This is a genomic window from Serinicoccus sp. CNJ-927, from assembly GCF_001942435.1.
Taxonomy (GTDB): domain Bacteria; phylum Actinomycetota; class Actinomycetes; order Actinomycetales; family Dermatophilaceae; genus Ornithinicoccus; species Ornithinicoccus marinus.
Genome location: NZ_MKKF01000011.1, coordinates 97,661 through 118,419, shown reverse-complemented (window position 1 = coordinate 118,419; position 20,759 = coordinate 97,661). Strand labels below are relative to the sequence as shown.

Annotated in this window: 20 protein-coding genes and 1 pseudogene; 17 read left to right on the top strand and 4 right to left on the bottom strand. The window is 66.6% G+C overall.

Annotated elements, in window-relative coordinates; translation table 11 throughout:
* Positions 1-120 precede the first annotated feature (120 nt).
* A complete protein-coding gene (locus BJF86_RS04535) occupies positions 121-1,128 on the bottom strand; it encodes an o-succinylbenzoate synthase (RefSeq protein ID WP_075817149.1) in 1,008 nt (335 codons plus the stop codon).
* A 105-nt stretch (positions 1,129-1,233) separates the two neighbouring features.
* Here BJF86_RS04535 and BJF86_RS04530 point away from each other — a divergent pair, with 105 nt between their 5' ends.
* Entirely contained in the window at positions 1,234-1,644 is a 411-nt protein-coding gene (locus BJF86_RS04530) for a VOC family protein (protein ID WP_075817148.1), read from the top strand.
* An 18-nt stretch (positions 1,645-1,662) separates the two neighbouring features.
* On the opposite strand, the gene BJF86_RS17345 is transcribed toward BJF86_RS04530, so the two are convergent.
* Positions 1,663-2,088 (bottom strand): hypothetical protein, encoded by a 426-nt coding sequence (locus BJF86_RS17345; protein WP_143553688.1) that lies wholly within the window; start codon positions 2,086-2,088, stop codon positions 1,663-1,665.
* Positions 2,089-2,110: 22 nt separating this feature from the next.
* On the opposite strand from BJF86_RS17345, the gene BJF86_RS04520 reads away from it, so the two are divergent.
* The 9 genes from BJF86_RS04520 (at position 2,111) to BJF86_RS04480 (ending at position 14,175) form a co-directional block, all read left to right on the top strand.
* Positions 2,111-3,049, top strand: a complete 939-nt coding sequence (locus BJF86_RS04520) for a 1,4-dihydroxy-2-naphthoyl-CoA synthase (protein WP_075810987.1) — start codon at positions 2,111-2,113, stop codon at positions 3,047-3,049.
* Positions 3,050-3,161: 112 nt separating this feature from the next.
* Positions 3,162-3,653 (top strand): hypothetical protein, encoded by a 492-nt coding sequence (locus BJF86_RS04515; protein ID WP_143553687.1) that lies wholly within the window; start codon positions 3,162-3,164, stop codon positions 3,651-3,653.
* Between the two features lie 2 nt (positions 3,654-3,655).
* Complete coding sequence (locus tag BJF86_RS04510) at positions 3,656-4,078, top strand: hypothetical protein (protein WP_075817145.1); 423 nt, start codon at positions 3,656-3,658, stop codon at positions 4,076-4,078.
* Between the two features lie 67 nt (positions 4,079-4,145).
* A complete protein-coding gene (locus BJF86_RS04505; protein WP_075817144.1) occupies positions 4,146-4,343 on the top strand; it encodes an excisionase family DNA-binding protein in 198 nt (65 codons plus the stop codon).
* A complete protein-coding gene (locus BJF86_RS04500) occupies positions 4,343-7,603 on the top strand; it encodes a helicase-related protein (protein WP_075817143.1) in 3,261 nt (1,086 codons plus the stop codon). Before BJF86_RS04505 ends, BJF86_RS04500 begins: the two co-directional genes overlap by 1 nt.
* On the top strand, positions 7,596-8,318 hold the full coding sequence (locus BJF86_RS04495) for a DUF4391 domain-containing protein (RefSeq protein ID WP_158068372.1): 723 nt from the start codon (positions 7,596-7,598) through the stop codon (positions 8,316-8,318). Before BJF86_RS04500 ends, BJF86_RS04495 begins: the two co-directional genes overlap by 8 nt.
* Positions 8,306-10,240 (top strand): site-specific DNA-methyltransferase, encoded by a 1,935-nt coding sequence (locus BJF86_RS04490; RefSeq protein WP_083652712.1) that lies wholly within the window; start codon positions 8,306-8,308, stop codon positions 10,238-10,240. The genes BJF86_RS04495 and BJF86_RS04490 overlap by 13 nt, the downstream gene beginning before the upstream one ends.
* 3 nt (positions 10,241-10,243) lie before the next feature.
* Positions 10,244-13,330: a type III restriction-modification system endonuclease gene (locus BJF86_RS04485; protein WP_075817142.1), complete on the top strand. Its 3,087-nt coding sequence runs from the start codon at positions 10,244-10,246 to the stop codon at positions 13,328-13,330.
* A gap of 2 nt (positions 13,331-13,332) precedes the next feature.
* Entirely contained in the window at positions 13,333-14,175 is an 843-nt protein-coding gene (locus BJF86_RS04480) for a hypothetical protein (RefSeq protein ID WP_075817141.1), read from the top strand.
* Between the two features lie 37 nt (positions 14,176-14,212).
* On the opposite strand, the gene BJF86_RS04475 is transcribed toward BJF86_RS04480, so the two are convergent.
* Positions 14,213-15,130, bottom strand: a complete 918-nt coding sequence (locus BJF86_RS04475; RefSeq protein WP_075817140.1) for an Abi family protein — start codon at positions 15,128-15,130, stop codon at positions 14,213-14,215.
* A 109-nt stretch (positions 15,131-15,239) separates the two neighbouring features.
* Positions 15,240-16,016 (bottom strand): YfbU family protein, encoded by a 777-nt coding sequence (locus tag BJF86_RS04470; RefSeq protein ID WP_075817139.1) that lies wholly within the window; start codon positions 16,014-16,016, stop codon positions 15,240-15,242.
* A 482-nt stretch (positions 16,017-16,498) separates the two neighbouring features.
* Here BJF86_RS04470 and BJF86_RS04465 point away from each other — a divergent pair, with 482 nt between their 5' ends.
* From BJF86_RS04465 to BJF86_RS04440, 7 genes and pseudogenes are all read left to right on the top strand, one after another.
* Complete coding sequence (locus BJF86_RS04465; protein ID WP_075817138.1) at positions 16,499-17,107, top strand: hypothetical protein; 609 nt, start codon at positions 16,499-16,501, stop codon at positions 17,105-17,107.
* Positions 17,104-17,646: pseudogene (locus BJF86_RS19750) on the top strand (AMP-binding protein); the annotation flags it as partial. The gene BJF86_RS04465 and the pseudogene BJF86_RS19750, both read left to right, overlap by 4 nt.
* Before the next feature lie 164 nt (positions 17,647-17,810).
* Positions 17,811-18,254: an AMP-binding enzyme gene (locus BJF86_RS19745; protein ID WP_414819933.1), complete on the top strand. Its 444-nt coding sequence runs from the start codon at positions 17,811-17,813 to the stop codon at positions 18,252-18,254.
* Between the two features lie 12 nt (positions 18,255-18,266).
* Complete coding sequence (locus BJF86_RS04455) at positions 18,267-18,536, top strand: PLDc N-terminal domain-containing protein (RefSeq protein ID WP_321166142.1); 270 nt, start codon at positions 18,267-18,269, stop codon at positions 18,534-18,536.
* A gap of 13 nt (positions 18,537-18,549) precedes the next feature.
* On the top strand, positions 18,550-19,422 hold the full coding sequence (locus BJF86_RS04450) for a 1,4-dihydroxy-2-naphthoate polyprenyltransferase (RefSeq protein ID WP_022925515.1): 873 nt from the start codon (positions 18,550-18,552) through the stop codon (positions 19,420-19,422).
* Between the two features lie 347 nt (positions 19,423-19,769).
* On the top strand, positions 19,770-19,955 hold the full coding sequence (locus tag BJF86_RS04445) for a hypothetical protein (RefSeq protein WP_143553685.1): 186 nt from the start codon (positions 19,770-19,772) through the stop codon (positions 19,953-19,955).
* Entirely contained in the window at positions 19,952-20,731 is a 780-nt protein-coding gene (locus tag BJF86_RS04440) for a hypothetical protein (protein WP_075817135.1), read from the top strand. Before BJF86_RS04445 ends, BJF86_RS04440 begins: the two co-directional genes overlap by 4 nt.
* Positions 20,732-20,759: the final 28 nt, after the last annotated feature.

Here is a 20,759-nt window from a genome sequence, read left to right as displayed (position 1 = left end):
TCGGGGGTGGGAGTCCGCTCGCCGTGCGCACCAGTCAAGACCGGGGATGTTTCGGGAGCAGGCGCATCGGTGTAAAAGGTGCGTTACCGATGTTTCCGTCGCGTAAATCTTTCAGCGCGGTCAGAGGAGCGCGTGGGCGCGGGTGAGGCGGTCGCGCCACCAGGTCTCACGCTCCGGCTCCGGTCGGTATGCCGCGAGCGCGGCCGGGTCGACCAAGTCCCGGGCCGCCTCGGCGCGCTGGAGCGTCAGCCGGCCGGCCTTCGGCGCCAGCGGCTCGGCCACGACGTCGGCGTCGAACAGGGTCGCCGTGCCCAGCCCGCAGTCGTGCTGGAGGATCGGCAGGGCTGCGGCGAGCCGCACCCCGAGCGACAGGCCCACCGAGGTGTCCAGCGCCGAGGAGACCACGGCCGGCAGCCCGCACCGCTCGATGACGTCGAGGGCACGGGCGATGCCGCCCAACGGTGCGACCTTGACCACGACGAGGTCGGCCGCGTCCAGCCGCGCCACGCGCAGCGGGTCCTCGGCGCGGCGGATGGACTCGTCCGCGGCGACGGGCACGTCGATGGCGTGGCGCGCCAGGGTCCGCCGGAGCTCGGCCAGCTCCTCGACGGTGGCGCAGGGCTGCTCGGCGTACTCCAGGTCCAGCGGCGCGAGCCTGGCGAGCGCCGTGGTCGCCTCCTCCACCGACCAGCCGCCGTTGGCGTCGACCCGGATCCGGGCCTGCGGCCCCAGCAGCCGACGCACCTCGGTGACCCGCTCGACGTCGTCGACGAGACCCTGGCCGGCCTCAGCCACCTTGACCTTCGCGGTCCGGCGGGCGTCCACCCGGGCGAGCAGGCCCTCCACCTCGGCGGCCGGCAGGGCCGGGACGGTGGCGTTGACCCCGACCTCGTCACGCACCGGCGGGGGCAGCTCGCCCCACCCGGCCTCGACCGCAGCGGCGAGCCAGCGCGCGGCGTCGGGGTCGGCATACTCGACGAAGGGGGCCCACTCGGCCCAGCCGGCCGGGCCGCGCAGCAGCACCGCCTCGCGCGTCGTCACCCCGCGGAAGCGCACCCGCATCGGCAGCCGCACGACGTGCGCGGCGGCCAGCAGCTCGTCCAGGTCCGGGATCTCGGGGTCGGGCACCGGTCCAGCGTAGGACGACCTCCCCCGGCCGCCGGCGGACGCCACCTGTCCGCGACCTCGCCGAAGGGCTCCCATCGCGGGCCGATCCGCGGGCAGGATGACCACATGGCACTCAAGTGGTACACCGTCGTCGTCGACTGCCGGGACCCGCAGGCCCAGGCCCGCTGGTGGGCGGAGGCGCTGGACTGGACCGTCGTCTACGACACCCCGGAGGAGGCGGTCGCGGTCCCCCGCTTCGCGCTGGAGGGGCCCGAGCACGAGAGCGACCTCGACGCCTGGATGCGGCGCGGCCAGGGGCTCGTCTTCGTGCCGGTGCCCGAGGGCAAGGAGGTCAAGAACCGGCTGCACCTCGACCTCGCCCCGCACACCAGCCAGGACCGGGACGCCGAGGTGCGGCGGCTGCTCGACCTGGGCGCCACCCACGTCGACGTCGGTCAGACCGAGACCGACACCTTCACCGTGCTGGCGGACCCCGAGGGCAACGAGTTCTGCGTGCTCTCCTCGCGCGACGGTTGATCCTCTCTCGCCCCGCGGTCAGCCACCGCGCCGCGACCATGGGGGCTGCTCCCGCCGGGCGAACTCCGCGAAGGAGGTGGGCGGCTCACCCAGCACCCGCTGCACGTCGTCGCTCAACCCGTCCGCGAGGCCGAGCCGCGCGGCAGGCCCGGTCGGGCATACCGCACCCTCCTGTCGAGCACAGTGCTGAGCACGTCGGCCACCTCGTCGTCGCTGAGCGCCTCTGGCCCGGCCCGCAGCAAGCTCTCCACCGCGGCGTGCGGCACGACCTGGAGGCAGCAGGTCCCGCCGCACGTTGCCCAGGGCAGGGGGCCGCACGAGGAGCATCGAGTCCACCTCGCCCATCACCGACCAGGTCTGCGGGTCGAGGAGGTCGAGGCGGACCTGCTGCTGGTCACCGCCGTCTCCCTCCGCGACGTCGGTCTCCAGGACAGGAGCGCTCACCCCTGCTCGTTACAGTGACGCCGTGACCGAGAACGCCGACCCGCGCCACGCCCCGAGCAGCCCCTTCGACCCCGCCGCCTGGAAGCCGGTCGAGGGTTTCGAGCTGACCGACATCACCTACCACCGGCACGCCGAGCTGGGCTGCGTGCGGATCGCCTTCGACCGCCCGGAGGTGCGCAACGCCTTCCGCCCGCACACCGTCGACGAGCTCTACCGCGCTCTCGACCACGCCCGGATGACCCCGGACGTGGGCGTCGTGCTGCTCACCGGCAACGGCCCCTCTCCCAAGGACGGCGGCTGGGCCTTCTGCTCCGGCGGCGACCAGCGCATACGCGGCCGCAGCGGCTACCAGTATGCCGACGCCGAGACCGCGGACAGCGTCGACGCCGCGCGGGTCAAGGCCGAGGGTGGCCGCCTGCACATCCTCGAGGTCCAGCGCCTCATCCGCACGATGCCCAAGGTCGTGATCGCGGTGGTGGGCGGCTGGGCGGCCGGCGGCGGGCACAGCCTGCACGTGGTCTGCGACCTCACGATCGCCTCCCGCGAGCACGCCCGCTTCAAGCAGACCGACGCCGACGTCGGAAGCTTCGACGCCGGCTACGGCTCGGCCTACCTCGCCGCGATGGTGGGCCAGAAGAACGCCCGCGAGATCTTCTTCCTCGGGCGCACCTACGACGCCGAGCAGATGCAGCGCATGGGTGCGGTCAACCTCGTCGCCGACCACGCCGAGCTGGAGGCCGAGGCGGTCCAGGCCGCCCGGGAGATCCTCGGCAAGAGCCCCACGGCGCAGCGGATGCTGAAGTTCGCCTTCAACCTCGCCGACGACGGGCTCATGGGGCAGCAGGTCTTCGCCGGGGAGGCGACCCGGTTGGCCTACATGACCGACGAGGCGGTCGAGGGCCGCGACGCCTTCCTGGACAAGCGGGCACCGGACTGGGGCCCCTACCCCTGGTACTTCTAGAGGGCCACGTTTCCGCAGGTCAGAGCGCTATTGACGCTCTACTGTGCACCCACCGTGCACAACGCGGTCAGTCGCTGGCGGCAGTCACCGGCACCGTGCAGACTGGTGGACGATGGCCAAGAACAAGCGCAAGAAGAGCACCCGCCACCGGATGTCGGGAGACCCTCGACGGGCAGCGGAACAGCGGCGTGAGGAGCACGCCCGTCTTGTACGCGAACGCGACGGGAACATGAGGTTCGTGCAGACCGCCCGGACGCCGACTGGCCGGCAGTACTCCTGGGACGCAGAGCCTGAGACCGGCGTGCAGATGGCCGACGTGCTCCGGCGTCGACGCGCACTGTTCGTTGAGACGTTCGGGCGCGAGCCTGCCCCCGAGGACCCGCTCTTCTTCGACGCGGATGCACGTGAGCCACGGCCCCTGGAAGAACTCGACTTCGACTGGGACATGATCTTCGAGGCCTTCGACGCCACCGGCATCGACCCTGCCTACGCCGAGGCGTGGCGCGAGCTCGGCTACCTCGTCACCGAGATGAACCGGCACACCTTCACTGCGCACGAGGTCGAAGCCTGGGATGAAGCGGTCGAGCGGCATATGGAGGAGTAGTCATGGTGGACCTCACGGAGTACGAGCAGCGGGGAGGCCTGGAGACCCCCTTCGAGCTCACGAAGAAGCACCAGAGGGCGCAGGAGGAGTCTGGGCGCATCCGTGAACACGCACATCGGCTCGCTCAACAGGCACCACCGCTGCGGCCGGGGCAGGTCTCCGAGCTCAGCCGCTTGCTCGGCCATCGAACTCCGCCTCATGAGTTGATGCGGTGGCGGCTGCGCCTGTATTGCGGCCACGTGGTCGAGACGACCTCCCACTACACCCACAAAACGTTGCACAGCGCCTTCACCGGCTCGACTTGCTGCCCGGAATGCGAGCTGGACCCCGCGACCATCGTGGATGGGGAGGCGATCGGTCTGGCAGAAGAGCCACCCGCGCCGGCGGGAGGTGACACCGACCAAGTCCCGCTGGCCGACGTGTAGCAGCTGGCTGGCTGAGAAACTCGGAGGAACCGGCAAAGACCAAGCTTAATCGTACTAGCATGGGCTCGTGACCGAGCCTTGGGTGTCAGCCGATGTGATCGCCGAGCATCTCGGCGTGACCAAAGACAGCGTCTACACCTGGATCGCGAAGCGGAACATGCCGGCTCACCGGGTCGGTCGGCTCTGGAAGTTCCAGGTGAGCGAGGTCGACGCCTGGGTGCGAGCCAAAGGAGCTGACGACAGCTCAGCCGAGGACGTCGGCTGATGGAGATCATCGACAACATCAACCGGCTCCTGGGGGACGACCTCAAGAATTCCGTCGCCTCAGGAGCCCGGCTACGGGTCGCAGCATCGACCTTCTCCATCTTCGCGTTCGAGGCACTCAAGGAGGAGCTCACGGACCTCGACTCGCTCGAGTTCATCTTCACCTCACCGACGTTCGTGGCCAACGAGGCAACAGATCGAGCCCGGAAGGAGCGCCGCGAGTTCTTCATCCCACAGGCGCGGCGAGAGTCCAGCCTGTACGGCTCCGAGTTCGAGATCCGCCTCCGCAACAAGCTCAACCAGCGAGCGATCGCCCGAGAGTGTGCCGAATGGATCAAGTCCAAGGTCACCTTCAAGTCCAACAAGACCGGCGGCCACATGCAGCAGTTCGCTGTCGTAGATGACACCACGGCGTACATGCCGCTGCACGGCTTCACCTCTGCCGACCTCGGCTATGAGAAGGGGGATGCGGTCTCCTACTTGGTCAACAAGCTCGACGACACACCCATGACGGCGGCGTACCTCGAGACCTTCGACCAGATCTGGAACAGCCCACAGCAGGTCGAGGACGTCACCGAGCTGATCCACGAGCACATCTCTTCGGTGTACGCCGAGAACAGCCCCGAGCGCATCTACTTCCTCATCCTCTACAACCTCTTCGCCGAGTTCCTCGAGGACATCAGCGAGGACGTGCTCCCCAACGACCTCACCGGGTACAAGGACACCGAGATCTGGAAGCGCCTCTACAACTTCCAGCGCGACGCGGCCACCGGCATCATCAATAAGCTCGAGACCTACAATGGCTGCATCCTCGCCGACAGCGTCGGCCTCGGTAAGACCTTCACCGCGCTCGCCGTGATCAAGTACTACGAGTTGCGCAACAAGGCGGTCCTGGTGCTCGCCCCGAAGAAGCTCTCCGACAACTGGACGACCTACAACAGCCCCTACGTCACCAACCTCCTCGCCAAGGACCGCTTCAACTACGACGTCCTCGCGCACACCGATCTCTCACGAGACCGAGGCCTCTCCGGGAGCCTCGACCTCGCCAAGGTCAACTGGGGCAACTTCGACCTGGTCGTCATCGACGAGTCCCACAACTTCCGCAACGCTGACTACGCCGCGGAGAGGGAGAGCCGGTATCAGCGGCTGATGCGCCAGGTCGTCCAACAGGGCGTCAAGACGAAGGTGCTGATGCTCTCCGCCACCCCGGTCAACAACAGGTTCCTCGACCTCAAGAACCAGCTGGCGCTCGCGTACGAGGGCGAGTCCGAGAACCTCTCCGCGAAGCTGGATATCTCCACTAGCGTTGAGCAGGTCTTCCGCGATGCCCAGATTGCCTTCAAGAAGTGGTCGGAGCTACCCGTCGAGGACCGCACCACCGACGCGATCCTCAGGATGCTCGACTTCGACTTCTTCGAACTCCTCGACTCGGTCACCATCGCACGGTCCCGCAAGCACATCCAGGCGTTCTACGACACCACTGAGATCGGCGTCTTCCCCAAGCGCCGGCCGCCGATCTCGATCCGAGAGCCGCTCACCGACCTGCCCGAAGCCCCGAGCTTCAACGAGATCTTCGAGCAGCTGCAGCAAATGAACCTCGCGGTGTACGCACCCCTGTCGTACGTGCATGCCAGCAAGATACAGAAGTACATCGACCTCTCCAGCGTCCAGGGCGGCACCGCGCGCGGCAACCTCGGCCAGGCAGGCCGTGAACGTGGCCTCCAGAAGCTGATGACGGTCAACCTGCTCAAGCGCTTGGAGAGTTCAGTCGAGGCATTCCGTATCACCCTAAGGAAGGTCGACAGCGCAGTGAGCCAAGCGCTCAAGACACTCGACAACCACGACGGGGTGGTCGAGGATCTCGGCGTCGGGCTGGACATCGACGCTGACGACGACGACTTCGACGTGTCGGAGAACCGGTCGGTCGGGAAGAAGTTCCAGATCGACCTCGCCGACATGGACACCGTCTCGTGGCGCACCGACCTCTGGCACGATCGCGAAACGCTGCGCGAGCTCATCGACGCCATGGACCAGGTCACGCCCGGGCACGACCGCAAACTCCAGCGGCTCAAGCAAGAGATCCTGACCAAGGTCCAGAACCCCGTCAACAGCGGCAACAAGAAGGTCCTGCTCTTCTCCGCCTTCGCCGACACGGCCGTCTACCTCTACCGCGAACTCGCTCCAGTACTCAGCGAAGCCGAGGGGCTCGACCTCGGCCTGGTCACCGGGAACATCAGACCGAAGACGACCTTGGGAGACGGATACGACTTCCAGAAGGTCCTCACCCTGTTCTCGCCGAGGTCCAAGGACAAGGACCTCGTGTTCCCGAACGAATCGGCATCGATCGACGTCCTGATCGGCACCGACTGCATCTCCGAGGGACAGAACCTCCAGGACTGCGACTACCTGATCAACTACGACATCCACTGGAACCCGGTGCGGATCATCCAGCGGTTCGGTCGCATCGACCGGATCGGCTCGGCCAACGCGACGATCCAGATGGTCAACTTCTGGCCCGACATCTCCCTCGACGAGTACATCAACCTGAAGGAACGCGTCGAGAACCGCATGGTCATTGCCGATCTCGCGGCGACCGCCGACGACAACCTGCTGACCCAGCAGACCAGCGAGACGGCCTTCCGCAGGGAACAGTTGCGCAAGCTTCAGGACGAGATCCTCGAGCTCGAAGACGCGAACACCGGAGTCTCGATCACCGACCTGGGTCTCAATGACTTCCGTATGGACCTGCTCGCCTACATGGAGGAGTACGGCGACATCGCCTCTGCGCCCAAGGGTCTCCACGCCGTCGTGCCCTCGGACCAGGCGAAGGGACTCCAGCCCGGCGTGATCTTCGCCCTCCGCAGCGTTGACGACCAGGTCAAGGTCAACCGGCACAACCGACTACACCCGCACTACCTCGTGTATCTCGGCACCGACGGGGACGTCGTCGCCGACCACACTGAGGTGAAGGCACTGCTCGATCTCATCCGCAGCAGCGCCCGCGGCAGGAGCGAACCGATCGCACCGGCCTACCGCGTCTTCAACGCCGCCACGCGAGAAGGCGTCGACATGAGCGCCTACTCGACGCTCCTCAACCAGGCGATCGGCTCACTCATCGACGTCACCGAGAAACGAGACATCGACAGTCTCTTCGCGGGTGCCAGGACCACCGCACTGCAGCAGAGTTTTGCGGGACTGGATGACTTCGAGCTGATCGCCTTCCTTGCGATCGTCGAACCCGAGGAGCCCCTCGGTGGTTGAGCCAGTCGAACCGAAGCCCTTGTTCCGGTGGCCCAATGCTGGGCGGGTCGACCGCATCATCCCCAAGGAGCGCCTCTACTCCGAAAGCGGCGTGACGACCGCAGTTCGTCAGCGCTTCATCGACCAGGTCCAGCGCGTTCGCTGGGCATACAAGCTCGGCGAGGAGTCCGTCCGCCTCAAGGGCACGGCGAACGTCTCCGAGATCCAAGTGTTCGAGGTCGACCTCAAGGCCTCGGAACTGGACGACTCTGTCCTCGCCTCAATCGACAAGTCCATCCCGTCGCCCATCGTGTTCGAACTGCGACGCGACGACGGCAGCTGGGTCGAGCAGGCGATGTCCGCCGCCGACCAACAGGCCTCCGCAGGCAAGCCGAAGGCGAAGGCCTACTTCCGCTCCGGATGGGTCCGAGCGACCGACGAGCGTGCTGCGCTCCCGCAAGCGCTCGATATCGAAGGCCTCTACGCCCAGCTGCTGGGTGCCCTGCTCCCACATTCGCTCCGTCGCGGCGAGAGACTGTCAGACGGCATCGCCAGAATGGACCACATCCGGAAGCTGGAGCGGGAGATTGGCCGGCTCGAGAAGAAGGTGCGCCTCGAGCCACAGTTCAACCGCAAGGTCGACCTTCGACGAGACCTGCGCACCCTCCAAGCTGAGCTAGACACGACGACCGCCCCAGACGAGACGACGACAGAGGACGCCACGTGGAGAAGCTAGACATGCACTCACCCGATCTGACCGAGCAGAACATCGACAAGATCGCGGAGCTGTTCCCCACGGTCGTCACCGAGTCCATCGACCCCGACGGCAACCCCGTCCGGGCCATCGACTTCGACCTACTGCGCCAGGAGCTCTCCGACCATGTCGTCGAGGGGCCGCAGGAGCGCTACCAGCTCGACTGGCCCGGCAAGCGGGCAGCCCTCTTCGCCGCAAACGCCCCCATCGCCAAGACTCTCCGGCCCGTTCGTGAGGAGTCCGTCGACTTCGACACGACGAAGAACCTGTTCATCGAGGGCGACAACCTCGAGGCGCTCAAGCTGCTGCAGGAGTCATACCTCGGCAAGATCAAGCTCATCTACATCGATCCGCCCTACAACACGGGCAACGACTTTGTTTACGAGGATGACTTCGCCGAAACGACTGATGAGTATCTTCTCCGCACGGGCCAGGCTGACGACAAGGGCGCGCGTTTGGTGGCGAACCCAGAGTCCAACGGTCGGTTTCATTCTGACTGGTTGAGCATGATGTATCCGCGACTGAGGCTGGCCCGCAACCTTCTCGCCGACGACGGTGTACTGATTGTCTCAATCGACGACAACGAGAGCGCCAACCTGCGCCGGATCGGTGAGGAGGTCTTCGGTGCCGGGAACTTCGTCGCTCAGCTGGCGGTGCAGGTGAACCCACGAGGTCGTCACTTGGATCGATTCGTCGCGAAGACACATGAGTCCTTGATGGTCTTCGTTCGCAACTCAGAGTCTGAAGCGATTCGTGGGATCGCGAAGGAAGGTCGCATGGCGGATGAGTACCAGCGGTCAGATGAGCGCGGCCCGTTCCGTCTACTCGGCCTGCGAAACCGAAACCAAGCGTTCAACCCCCAGACCCGGCCCAATCTCTACTACCCGCTCTTCGTGTCCGAAGCTACGGGTCGAGTGTCGGTTACGGAGTCAGACGAATTCAGCGTGCGCGTGTTGCCCGACGCGCCTGACGGAACGCAGACCTGCTGGACCTGGGGTCGCGAACGCGTCACTAAGGACAACGAGCTCCTGGCGGCTGAGCGCGTAGGCGGCGACTGGCGGATCCATCGCAAGGACTACCTGCATGGCGTGGATGGCGAAGTTGCGAAGACACTCGTCAAGTCCCTTTGGCTGGAACCTGAGTTCGGCAACGACTATGGCCGACGGGCCGTCAAGGATCTTTTTGGCGAACCTCTAATGGACTTCCCCAAGTCCCCTCAGTTGATGAAGCGGATCGTCGACATCGCTGCCGGTCCAGGGAGTACTGTTCTCGACTTCTTTGCCGGAAGCTCGTCCATGGCCCACGCGGTGCTGTTGGCCAATGCGGAAGACGGCGGGGACCGGCGTTTCGTGATGGTTCAACTCGACGAAGAAGTGGACAGAAGGTCCCACGCGTTCAAGGCAGGATTCTCGTCGATCGCAGCGCTATCACGGGACCGAACCCGGCGGGCAGGTAGGGCGGTCCGTCAAGACGCTGGCTTCGCTGCTGCCAATCTGGATGTTGGGTTCCGTGCCTTCATAGTCGATTCCAGCAACATGTCTGACGTTCTACGGATCCCAGACGAGACAGAGCAGCAAACGCTGAGTGGGCTGGAGGACAGCGTCAAGGACGGGCGCACCGGGGAGGATCTGCTCTTCCAAGTCCTTCTGGACGGGGGGCTTGAGGTCTCACTTCCGATAGCCGTTGAGCAGATCGAAGGCTTCCGCGTATTTGTGGTGGAGGGAGATGTGCTCCTGGCTTGCTTTGACGAACGGGTCAAACCTGAATTGGTCCGCGCTATGGCGAAGCGTCAGCCGCTGCGTGCGGTCTTCCGGGACTCCGGGTTCGCCTCTGACGACGCTCGGATCAACGCGGAGCAGATATTCAAGGAGCTCTCGCCAGCAACGGACGTGAAGGCGATCTGAGTCGTGAAGCTCCAGTTCAAGATCCAGCCGTACCAGACGGCAGCAGTCGACTCCGTCGTCGAGTGCTTCGCGGGCCAGCCTCGTGTGGACGCGACCAAGTACCGGATCGACCCCGGCCGTGGGCCCCAGAGCCAGATCGAACTCGCGGGATTCCGCAACGCGGAGATCCGCCTGACTGGCTCCCAGCTGCTGCAGAACATCCAGGACGTCCAGCGTCACCAGAACCTTCCGCGATCGGACGAGATGGTCCCGAGCAAGGCCGGGAAGATCAACCTCGACGTCGAGATGGAGACCGGGACCGGCAAGACCTATGTCTACATCAAGACGATCATGGAGCTGAACAAGCGCTACGGCTGGTCGAAGTTCATCGTGGTCGTGCCCAGCGTCGCCATCCGTGAGGGCGTCCAGAAGTCGTTCGACATCACCGCAGAGCACTTTCAGGAGACCTACGGCACCAAGCCCCGCTCCTTCATCTACAACTCCAGCCAGCTCCACGAGCTCGAAAGCTTCTCGTCCGACGCCGGCGTGCAGGTCATGATCATCAATACTCAGGCATTCAATGCAGCAGCCGACGCAGAGCGCCAGGCGCACGAGGGTAAGAAACATTCGGACGCGGCACGCAGGATCTTTCGTGAGCTGGACGATTTTCAATCACGTCGTCCAATCGACGTGATCGCCGCGAACCGACCGATCTTAATTCTTGACGAGCCTCAGAAGATTGGAGCCGACAAGACTCTGAAGGCGTTGAGCCAGTTCAATCCCCTGTTCCTGCTGCGCTACTCGGCCACGCACAAGGTCGACCACAACAAGGTGCATCGGCTTGACGCGCTCGACGCTTACAACCAGAAGCTCGTGAAGAAGATCGCTGTCCGTGGCATCACCGTGAAGGGGCTGGCGGGCAGCACCGCGTACCTCTACCTCGACGCGATCGAGGTGAAGAAGGGAGCCAAGCCCGCTGCGCGGGTCGAGCTCGAGGTGCAGACCAAGTCCGGCATCAAGCGCCAGCTCAAGCGCGTGGAGCAGGGCAGCAACCTGCACGACCTCGCCGGGGGCATCGAGGCCTACAACCCCGATGGCAAGGCGCTGATCGTCACCGACATCGATGCCAACCGCGACATCATCGAACTGAGCAACGGCGACCTCGTCACAGCCGGACAGATCACCGAGGACGTCACTGAGGCCGCCAAGCGTCGGATTCAGATTCGCGAGGTGATCCGGGCTCACCTCGACAAGGAGCGAGAGCTCTACGGCCAGGGCGTCAAGGTCCTGTCGCTGTTCTTCATCGACGAGGTCGCCAAGTACCGCGACTACGACCGCGACGACACGAAGGGCGAGTACGCCCGCATGTTCGAGGAGGAGTACCAAAGCCAGGTCGAGGACTACCTCAGCGAACTGCCCTTCGATGCCGAGGACTACCGGCTCTACCTCAAGGACATCGCCGTCGAGGACACCCATAAGGGGTACTTCTCGATAGACAAGAAGGGCCACCAGGTCGACGGCAAGGTCGCCGGCCGAGGTGACGAGAAGGGGCAGCCCACCGACACCGACGCCTACGATCTCATCCTCAAGGAGAAGGAGCGGCTGCTCTCCTTCGAGGAGCCGACGCGGTTCCTCTTCTCCCACTCGGCCCTGCGCGAGGGGTGGGACAACCCCAACGTCTTCACCATGGGCATGCTCAAGAAGAGCGACAACACGGTCTCGCGACGCCAGGAGATCGGACGCGGCCTGAGGCTTGCGGTGAACCAACAGGGCGAACGGATGGACAACCCGCTCACCGTGCATCAGATCAACGAGCTCACCGTCGCCACCGACGAGTCCTACACCGACTTCGTCACGGGGCTGCAGCGAGAAATCAGCGAGTCGCTTGCGGCCCGGCCGCGCAAGGCGACGGAGAAGTACTTCCTCGGCAAGACCATCGTCACGCCAGAGGGTGAAGAGAGCGTGGTAGAGGAGAAGCTCGCTCGCGCGATCTACAAGTACCTGCTCAAGAACGACTACATCAACGACGACGACACTCTGTCGGAGTCCTACAAGCAGGCCCGGGGCGAAGGAACCTTGGCGGCAACGGCCGATGAGACGCTGAAGCCAGTTCTTGACATCGTGTGGCCGCTGATCGACGTGCTGTACCTCGAGCTCCCCGAGCCCGGTGACAGCCGGAAGCCGAAGGTCATCCCGCTCAACAAGAACTTCGAGAAGAAGGAGTTCACCGAACTGTGGAGCCGGATCAACCACAAGGCGGTCTACCAGGTCGAGTTTGACTCTGCGGAGCTGATCACGAAGTGCGTGACCGCTCTCGACGCGCAACTCAAAGTCAGCGCGCTCCAGTACGTCATCGAGCAGGGCCGACAAAAGGACTCGCTTGAGGCTGACGAACTCGGGACGGGCGAAGGGTTCGACAAGGGCCAGCACCGGACCGAGTTCGAGTCACTCAGCTCGGGCTCGCAGGTCAAGTACGACTTGCTCGGGGAGATCACCGAGAAGACCCAGCTCACTCGTCGCACAGTCACCAAGATCCTGACCAAGATCAAGCCGGCGACCTTCGCGAAGTTCCGGCAGAACCCTGAGCACTTCATCACCGAGAGCGCGCGGCTCATCAACGAGCAGAAGGCGACGGTGATCGTCGAGCACCTGAGCTACGACGCGCTAGACGATCGCCACGACACCGACATCTTCACCGCCAACCAGACCAAGCAGGACTTCGCCAAGGCCGGCGACAAGCTGAAGAAGCACATCTACGACTACGTCGTCACTGACTCCGGAACGGAACGGCGCTTCGTGGCCGATCTGGACACCAGCGATGAGGTCGTCGTGTACGCCAAGCTGCCGCGTGGATTCTTCATCCCCACGCCGGTCGGCGACTACAACCCTGACTGGGCCGTCGCCTTCAAGGAGGGAACGGTCAAGCACATCTACTTCGTCGCTGAGACCAAGGGCTCGATGTCGTCCATGCAACTGCGCCAGGTCGAGAAGTCGAAGATCGAGTGCGCCCGGAAGTTCTTCGACTCGCTGAGCGCCAAGGCAGCTGCCGATCAGGTGAAGTACGACGTCGTCGACAGCTACACAGAGCTCATGAACCTCGTCGTGGGCTGACGATGTCGCGGAACTACACGAAGCTAGCGATCAAGTTGCTTTTCGGGCAGGCCGAGCAGTGCGCCTTCCCGGGCTGCCGTACCCCGCTGGTCTACGAAGATCGCGGCCGAAAGACAGTCGTAGCCGAGATCGCTCACATACGGTCCGAAGCTCCGGGCGGGCCGCGCCACGATCCCGAGTTCGTCGGCGACCTGGACGGGCCGGACAACTTACTGCTCCTTTGCGGCGTTCACCACAAGCCGGTGGATCGTCACGACGCGATCTACTCCGTCGACGAGTTGGAGGCCTGGAAGAAGGCACAGGCCGAAGGAGCAGACGGCGGTGTCGCCATCGCTGACGAGGACGCTGTGAGGTTCATTCGACTCTCCACGGAGGAACGGACGGCGATCGATCGGCTGGCTCGTCTCGCGTACCGCCTTGAAGAGGCGGCGAAGTCTGCGGCGGCTGCCCTTGGCGACATCAATGACGAGTACCGGCGCGCGCACGACAAGGGGTACGCCGCGCTGGGGATCATCTACGAGGTTGACGACGACGGCAACAAGTCGCGGGTTCCATCCAGCAGCTTCCGCCTTCCTCAAACCCAGATCAACGAGTTTCAACAGCGCTTCAACGAAGCACATCGACAGCAACAGGTCCGCGTCCGGGACTTCGCCGCGCAGTTGGGCGAGGAGGTGGCTGTACTCCGGATGATGGATCCGGGGCTCGGCCACCTGGCCGGCGAGGCACTCGGATACGCAACGGCGATCGTCAACGATCTCGCCGACGCCGAGCAGCTCGCCACGGACCTCGGGGGCCTTGAAGCGACCCTTCAGACCGTCCATGACGCAGCCCGCGAGCGGTTCTGACTTGGGCGACGTGAACCGTTGCTCGCGCCACCGTGCCTTACAGCGTGCTGGCCCAGAGGGCGCTCCCGCTCTGCCAGTCGGTCGGAGCGCCCATGTGCGTGATCGGCACTGCGCGCACGGTCGGGTACGACTTCATCACTGCGGGCAGCAGCGTGGTCCGGCCGAGTCCAAGCCGGTCGAGCATGAACTGGATCAGCGTCAACTGACCGAACGTCCTGGACCAGTCTGTCGAGACGGCGTCGAGATCCGGGTAGATGCCAACCTTCGGCAGCTTGGGCGAGAGCGTGTGGACACGATTGAACAGCCGTCCATGGTGCGCGCACGTGTTCCGGACGAGGTTGAGCGCCTTCATCCAGCTCGTGAGCTGCGGTGCCCGCAGACCGCACGCGTCAGCGACGGCGTCCTGAACCTTTCGGGGAGCGAAGCCATAGAGCCACGTGAGGCTTCCCCAGTCGAGGACTTCTACCGCTGCCCAAACTGGGAGGCGTCCGCCGTACTTGTCGTGATGGTGCGCGACGAAATCCTCGCGCGAGCGGGAGAGCTCTGCCTCATAGCCCTCCAGCCACTTCTGGTATGAGTTGCCCTTTTGCACGGTGGGGCCGAGCAGGTCGGGATCGAGATGAGCGCAGGGGTCCACTCGGCCGAGCTCGTGACCAAGGTGAGCTCGCAGCGCTAGCTCGATCGGGGCGAGCACCGAGAACGTTGCCGCTCTCAGCCGGACATCGAACTCGTAGAGCGCCACCACGTCGTCGAGGCTGGTACCAGGGTAGAAGTCGTCTACGCGGTTCCCGCCGACTAGCTGCCGGAAGGGGTACCAATACCCGCTAAGGCGGTAGTAGTTGACTCGCTGCAGGGTCGCGATCGCCTTGCCGCGGTCCCCGATAGCCATGCCGCGGCCGGCGAGGAGGTCGACCTGCTCTTCGTAGGTTCGGTACGCCTTCACGTCATCGTGCATCGCGACCGCCGGGAAAAGTGAAGACCGGCCCTGGGCCTACCGAGGTAGGCGGAACCGGTCGTGATGACTGAAGGTTAGCACGACGCCGGTTGCTTGTACCCATCGTTGGTCAGTCCTGCGACTCGTGGCGACGTGAGGGGTGGATCCGAGCATCGCGGATCTGCTGCAACTCCTCTGCGGACAGGAGGTAGTCGTGCCTGCCCAAGCTGCCTCGGTCCCGGCTGTCCATGATGCGGCGGTACTCGGCCAGCATCCGCATGTAGGTCTCGAGCATCGGGAAGTGCGAGTTCCCGCCGTCGGTGCGCTCGATCTGCGGCTGCAGCTCGGTCCAGCGGTCGCCGTCGCGCATCTGGAACTTGACGTAGTCGTCCATATGGCCCTCCAGCGAGTCGTTGAAGTCGAATCCCTGGAACTCCAGAACGCGGGCCAGATCCTCATCGACCGGCGTCCCCTCCTTCTCGAGGTGGCTGACGCTGTAGGTCAGGATCCGGAACATCTGCAGGATGTCGATCACCCGCCGGCAGTCGCGCTTCGAGAGCTCGGTCCGGAACCCGGCCACCTCGTACCAGTACTCGCCGGTGAAACCCTCCTCGAGGATGCGCGCCCGCATCAGCTGGTACTCGTGGTCACCATCATCGTCGTTGGCATCCTCTGGCAACACTCGGGCGAGGATCCGGTGCAGCATCGAGAGCACCTGTCGGTCGGCCAGCCTCATGCTGTCCGGAGCGGCCTGGTCGCCGTGTTCTTCCTCGGCCTCGAAGACGGGCACGACGGCCTCCATGAGCCTGTCCCGCACGAACTCGCTGAGGGTCACGCCCTCGTCGTCGGCCAACTCCCTGAGTTGGTCACGCACTCGGTCATCCACCCTGATGTTCAGAACAGCCATTCGAACCTCCTGTAAGGCTGTATGACGTTTAGCGTAGCACTGTCATACGCCTACGTCCACGCGAGGATCTCTCCCCGGGCGGTTTGGTGTCACCATCACGCTGAACACGTACAGCCACCTCTGGCCCAAGGCCGAGGACCGCACCCGAGCTGCCGCCGCCGGCCTTATCGAGCAGGCCTTCGTCGGGCGGTCTACTGGGCACGTACTGGGCACAACAGAGTCGAACGGCACCTGATCTGACCAACACAGTCAACATGCGTTGGAGGCATATCAGCAGGTCAGCAAGCGAAATCGGCACTTGCCAACAATGCCAAGAGAGAATATCTGGATCCCAGAACTTCCCCTGGTACTTCTGAGCCCACCACCCAGGCCCTCCCAGGTCTGGGCCGACCGCCGCCCCGCGTCCGTCCGCCCGGTGCGCAGCGTGCGCGCGTGAGAGACTGAGCGCGCCCGTCACCGCTGCGACCAGGGAGGACACCGTGATGCGACGCCCACTCACACCCCTGCTGGCGGTGCCCGCCTTGCTGCTGGCGGCCTGCGACTCCGGGCCCGAGGTGATCGAGCCCACCGCGGAGGCCTCGCAGGCACCCGCCGGCGGTGACGACGCCGCAGTGACCAGCCGCGGGGACGACGCCGCGGCCAGCGCCGCCCCGGACGACGCCGCGGTGACCAGCGAGACCCCCTCGGACGGCGCCGAGGGCGGGGAGGACGGCCAGGCGGCCGCGGACCGGGCCAAGGAGTTCCTGCTCGGGTTGGTTGACGCCGACCCGGCCACCTGCGACCTGATGCTCTCCTTCAGCGATCCCACGGTGCCGATGCGGGACGCCCCGGAGGATCTAGAGCTGTGCGAGGCGCAGCTGCCGGAGACGATGTCGGCGGCCGTCGAGGCGCAGGGGCTGGGCGAGGAGGGCCGCGGCATCCTCGAGGCGATGCAGATCACCGGTGCCGCGGTCGACGGCGACACCGCGGTCATCGACGAGGACAACTACAGCGAGCTCTTCGCCGAGTCGATGGGCGGGTCGACCATCACCCTGGTCAAGATCGACGGCGACTGGTTCGTCGACGTGGACCGCTTCCTCGCGACACCGTGACGGACCGCCCGGCCCTGACGATCGCCGCAGGAGCCGACTGGTCCGCGCTCGGCGGACCACTGCGGGACCTGCTCGGACCCGGTGAGCCGGACGCGGTGGTCGTCGAGACCTCCGGGTCCAGCGGCTCGCCCAAGCGGGTCCGGCTGGGTGCGGCGGCGCTCCGCGCGTCCGGCGAGGCGACCGCGCAGGTCCTCGGTGGCCACGGGCAGTGGCTGCTCGCGCTGCCCACCGCGCACGTCGCCGGTCTGCAGGTCCTCGCCCGCTCCGCCCTGGCGGGCACCGAGCCGGTCGAACTGCACCCGGCCGCGCCCTTCACCGCCGACGCGCTCGCCGAGGCCGTGGCCCGCATGGAACCGTCGACGCGCCGGTATGCCTCGCTCGTCCCCACCCAGCTGCGCCGCGCGCTCGCCGCGGAGCGAGGGGCCCGGGCTCTCCGGCAGCTGGACGCCGTGCTGGTCGGGGGGGCCGCAAGCGATCCCGGGCTGCTCGACGCCGCCCGTGACGCCGGTGTCCGGGTGGTGACCACCTACGGCATGTCCGAGACCTGCGGCGGCTGCGTCTACGACGGGACGCCGCTGCCGGGGGTCGAGGTCGACGTGGACGGCGAGGGCCGGATCCGGCTGGGCGGCCCGATCCTGGCCGACGGCTACCCCGAGGACCCGGTGCTCACGCAGGGGCGCTTCGTCTCCGACGCGACCGGGCGGTGGTTCGTGACCGACGACCGCGGGGCATACCGGAACGGGCGCCTCACCGTCCTCGGCCGCGTCGACGACGTCGTCGTCACCGGGGGGCACAAGGTCGAGCCGCGCGACGTCGAGACCGCGCTGCGGGCGCTGCCGCAGGTGCTGGACGCCTCGTCCTCGGGCTGCCCGACGAGGAGTGGGGCGAGCGCGTGGCCGCTCTGGTGGCCCTGGCGCGGGACGCACGGGGAGTCCGGTCGGAGGTCACGACCGCGACAGAGCCGCTGCGGCAGGCGCTGCGGGAGCGGGGTCACCTCCCCCCGCACGCCCTGCCGCAGCAGATCGCGGTCGTCGGGGAGATCCCGCTGCTCGCGACCGGCAAGCCGGACCGCGCGGCGGCACGGCGGCTACTCACCGACGGTGGCAGAATGGGATCTTCACCCATCGTGACCAGGAAGGACGGCTGAGACGTGCTTCGCGTGGCCCTCGCTGTGGCGCTGCTGGCGTTCACCGTCTTCTGCGTCGTCGACGCGGTCCAGACCGACGAGCACCAGGTGCGCGGTCTGCCCAAGCCGTTCTGGGTGATCATCTGCCTGATCTTCCCGGTCGCCGGCGGGATCGCCTGGCTCGTGGCGGGCCGTCCCCGCAGCATCCTCGACATCCTGCTCGGCGGGCGTCGCGGCCAGGGCGGCCCGGGGCGCGGCCCGCTGGGACCGGACGACGACCCCGACTTCCTGCGAGACCTCTAAGGGGCATACCCACATGGCATCCCTCGCCCAGTGGATCGAGGGGGCGCGCCCGCGCACGCTCCCCGCCGCCGTCGCTCCCGTGCTCGTCGGCACGGCCGCGGCGCACGCACTCGGCAGCGCCGACCTGGGGTATGCCGTGCTCGCCCTCTGCGTGGCCCTCGGCTTCCAGGTCGGCGTCAACTACGCCAACGACTACTCCGACGGCATCCGTGGCACCGACGAGGAGCGGGTCGGGCCGGTGCGGCTCGTCGGGCAGCGGCTCGCGGAGCCGGCCAACGTCCGGACCGCCGCCTTCGCCGCCTTCTTCGGCGCGGGGCTGGCCGGCTTCGCCCTGGTCGCGCTGTCCGGCGCCTGGCTGCTGCTCGCGCTGGGGCTGGCCTGCCTGTGGGCGGCGTGGCACTACACCGGCGGCGACAACCCCTACGGCTACCGCGGCTGGGGCGAGGTCATGGTCTTCGTCTTCTTCGGCCTCGTCGCCGTGCTCGGCACCACGTGGACCCAGGCCCAGACGCTCGACCTCGGGGCGCTCGGCGGGGCGCTCGGCTGCGGTTTCCTCGCCAGCGCGATCCTGGTCACCAACAACCTGCGGGACCTGGAGGGCGACCGGGCCGCGGGCAAGCGCACGCTCGCGGTCCGGATGGGCTTCCGCCGCACCCGCCGGCTCTACCTCGGGCTCGTCGTCGGTGCCTTCCTCGCGGTCGGGCTGGCGGCGATCGCGCACCCCTGGGCGCTGCTGGGGCTGCTCGCGGCACCGCTCGCCTGGCGCCCCACCCGGCTGGTCACCAGCGACGCCTACGGCCCCGCCCTGCTGCCGGCTCTGGTGCAGACCGGTCTGCTGCAGCTCGGGTATGCCGTCGCCCTCGCCCTGGGTCTCGCGCTCTCCTGAAGGGGAGGTCGCCTCACCAGCCCGCGGAGGCGACGACTAGGCTGGGTGGTGATCACGACACGGGGGAGGCGACTTACCGTGGGATTCGCAGGGGGCCATCCGGCTCAGATGCGCCAGGCGTCCAGCAGACTGACGACGTTGTCGAGCGACCTGGCCGCCGATGCCGTCGCCATCGCGAGGGTCGGTGGCCGTGCTGCGGGTGCCGCAGGCTCCGGGCTGGTCGGGGGCGCTGCCGAGAGCGCGCTCGCCGCGCCCAGCAGGTACCCGCACCATCCTTCGGCCTCACGCTGACCCGCGAGGCCCTCGCGCAGCACCCTGCGGAGCTGGAGCCGGTGGTGGCGTGCGCCGTGGCTGTCACGATCACCCGCATCGACATCGCCGAGGAAGCCGTCCGGAGCTACTCGGGGGTCTACACCGGTGCTCGGGCGTCGTACCTCTCGACCAGCCCTCAGGAGCGCGACGAGGTGAGCTATCGCGGTGTCGGCGCCGACGAGGTGGAGCAGCACTGGGCCCAGGCCCTGGGAGCACCGTGACCGCGCGGCCCTTCTTCCGCATCACCGACCCCGACGACCCGGTCCAGGTGGATCAGCTGCTCGCTCTTGCCGACCTGGACGCCGAGGACATGGGTGCGGTGCGGCAGACCTTCCGCCCGTGGCCCGGGGCGCGGATGTGGTTGTTCCTGCTCGGCCTGATGCTGCTCTCCCTCCTTCCCCTGCTGATCCCGGGCGAGGTGGGCTGGGGACTCACCGTGACCCTCCTCATCTGCATCGGGGCCAGCGGACTGGTGCTCGTCATCGCGGGGGCCGTGGACCGTCACCGGGTCTGCGAGAAGGGGTTGCTGCTCGGCTGGCGTGGCCGCACCCGTTACGTCGTCCCCTGGTCGACGGTCGACCCGGGCCGGGTGCGGGTCGTCGAGCGTGCGGGCCTGCTGGGGCGTCGGCACGACACCCCCGCCTCCTCACCGCACTTCCGCACCGGCTTGCTCGTCACCCGAGCGCTGAGCGTCAACGGCATCGACAGCGCGCACGGCGGGTGGGTCGGCATACCGGGTCTGCTCGGGGTCACCGACCCGGTGGCACCCGGTGCCCGCGCGCGGTCCACGATCTTCGTCAACTGGTTGCTCGGGACCCCCGACCCGGTGCGCCTGGCCAGGGCGATCGAGGACGCCATGGTCGCTGAGGGCTATCCGGCGCGAGGGCTCGCGGATGCGGCCGCGAGCCGCGCCGTCGTCCTGAGCTGGAACCCCGACCAGGACTCGGCCCACCCACTCCCCCACCGAGCCTCGACGGACGGCACGACCGGCCCGTGAGGGCAGTCAGCCTCGCCCTCTGCTCACG

What these genes read in the sequence shown, in the direction of transcription:
- BJF86_RS04530 (WP_075817148.1), top strand. Translation starts at nt 1,234, where the DNA reads ATGGCACTCAAGTGGTACACCGTCGTCGTCGACTGCCGGGACCCGCAG.
- BJF86_RS04515 (WP_143553687.1), top strand. Translation starts at nt 3,162, where the DNA reads ATGGCCAAGAACAAGCGCAAGAAGAGCACCCGCCACCGGATGTCGGGA.
- BJF86_RS04510 (WP_075817145.1), top strand. Translation starts at nt 3,656, where the DNA reads ATGGTGGACCTCACGGAGTACGAGCAGCGGGGAGGCCTGGAGACCCCC.
- BJF86_RS04500 (WP_075817143.1), top strand. Translation starts at nt 4,343, where the DNA reads ATGGAGATCATCGACAACATCAACCGGCTCCTGGGGGACGACCTCAAG.
- BJF86_RS04480 (WP_075817141.1), top strand. Translation starts at nt 13,333, where the DNA reads ATGTCGCGGAACTACACGAAGCTAGCGATCAAGTTGCTTTTCGGGCAG.
- BJF86_RS04475 (WP_075817140.1), bottom strand. Translation starts at nt 15,130, where the DNA reads ATGCACGATGACGTGAAGGCGTACCGAACCTACGAAGAGCAGGTCGAC.
- BJF86_RS04470 (WP_075817139.1), bottom strand. Translation starts at nt 16,016, where the DNA reads ATGGCTGTTCTGAACATCAGGGTGGATGACCGAGTGCGTGACCAACTC.
- BJF86_RS04465 (WP_075817138.1), top strand. Translation starts at nt 16,499, where the DNA reads ATGCGACGCCCACTCACACCCCTGCTGGCGGTGCCCGCCTTGCTGCTG.
- BJF86_RS04450 (WP_022925515.1), top strand. Translation starts at nt 18,550, where the DNA reads ATGGCATCCCTCGCCCAGTGGATCGAGGGGGCGCGCCCGCGCACGCTC.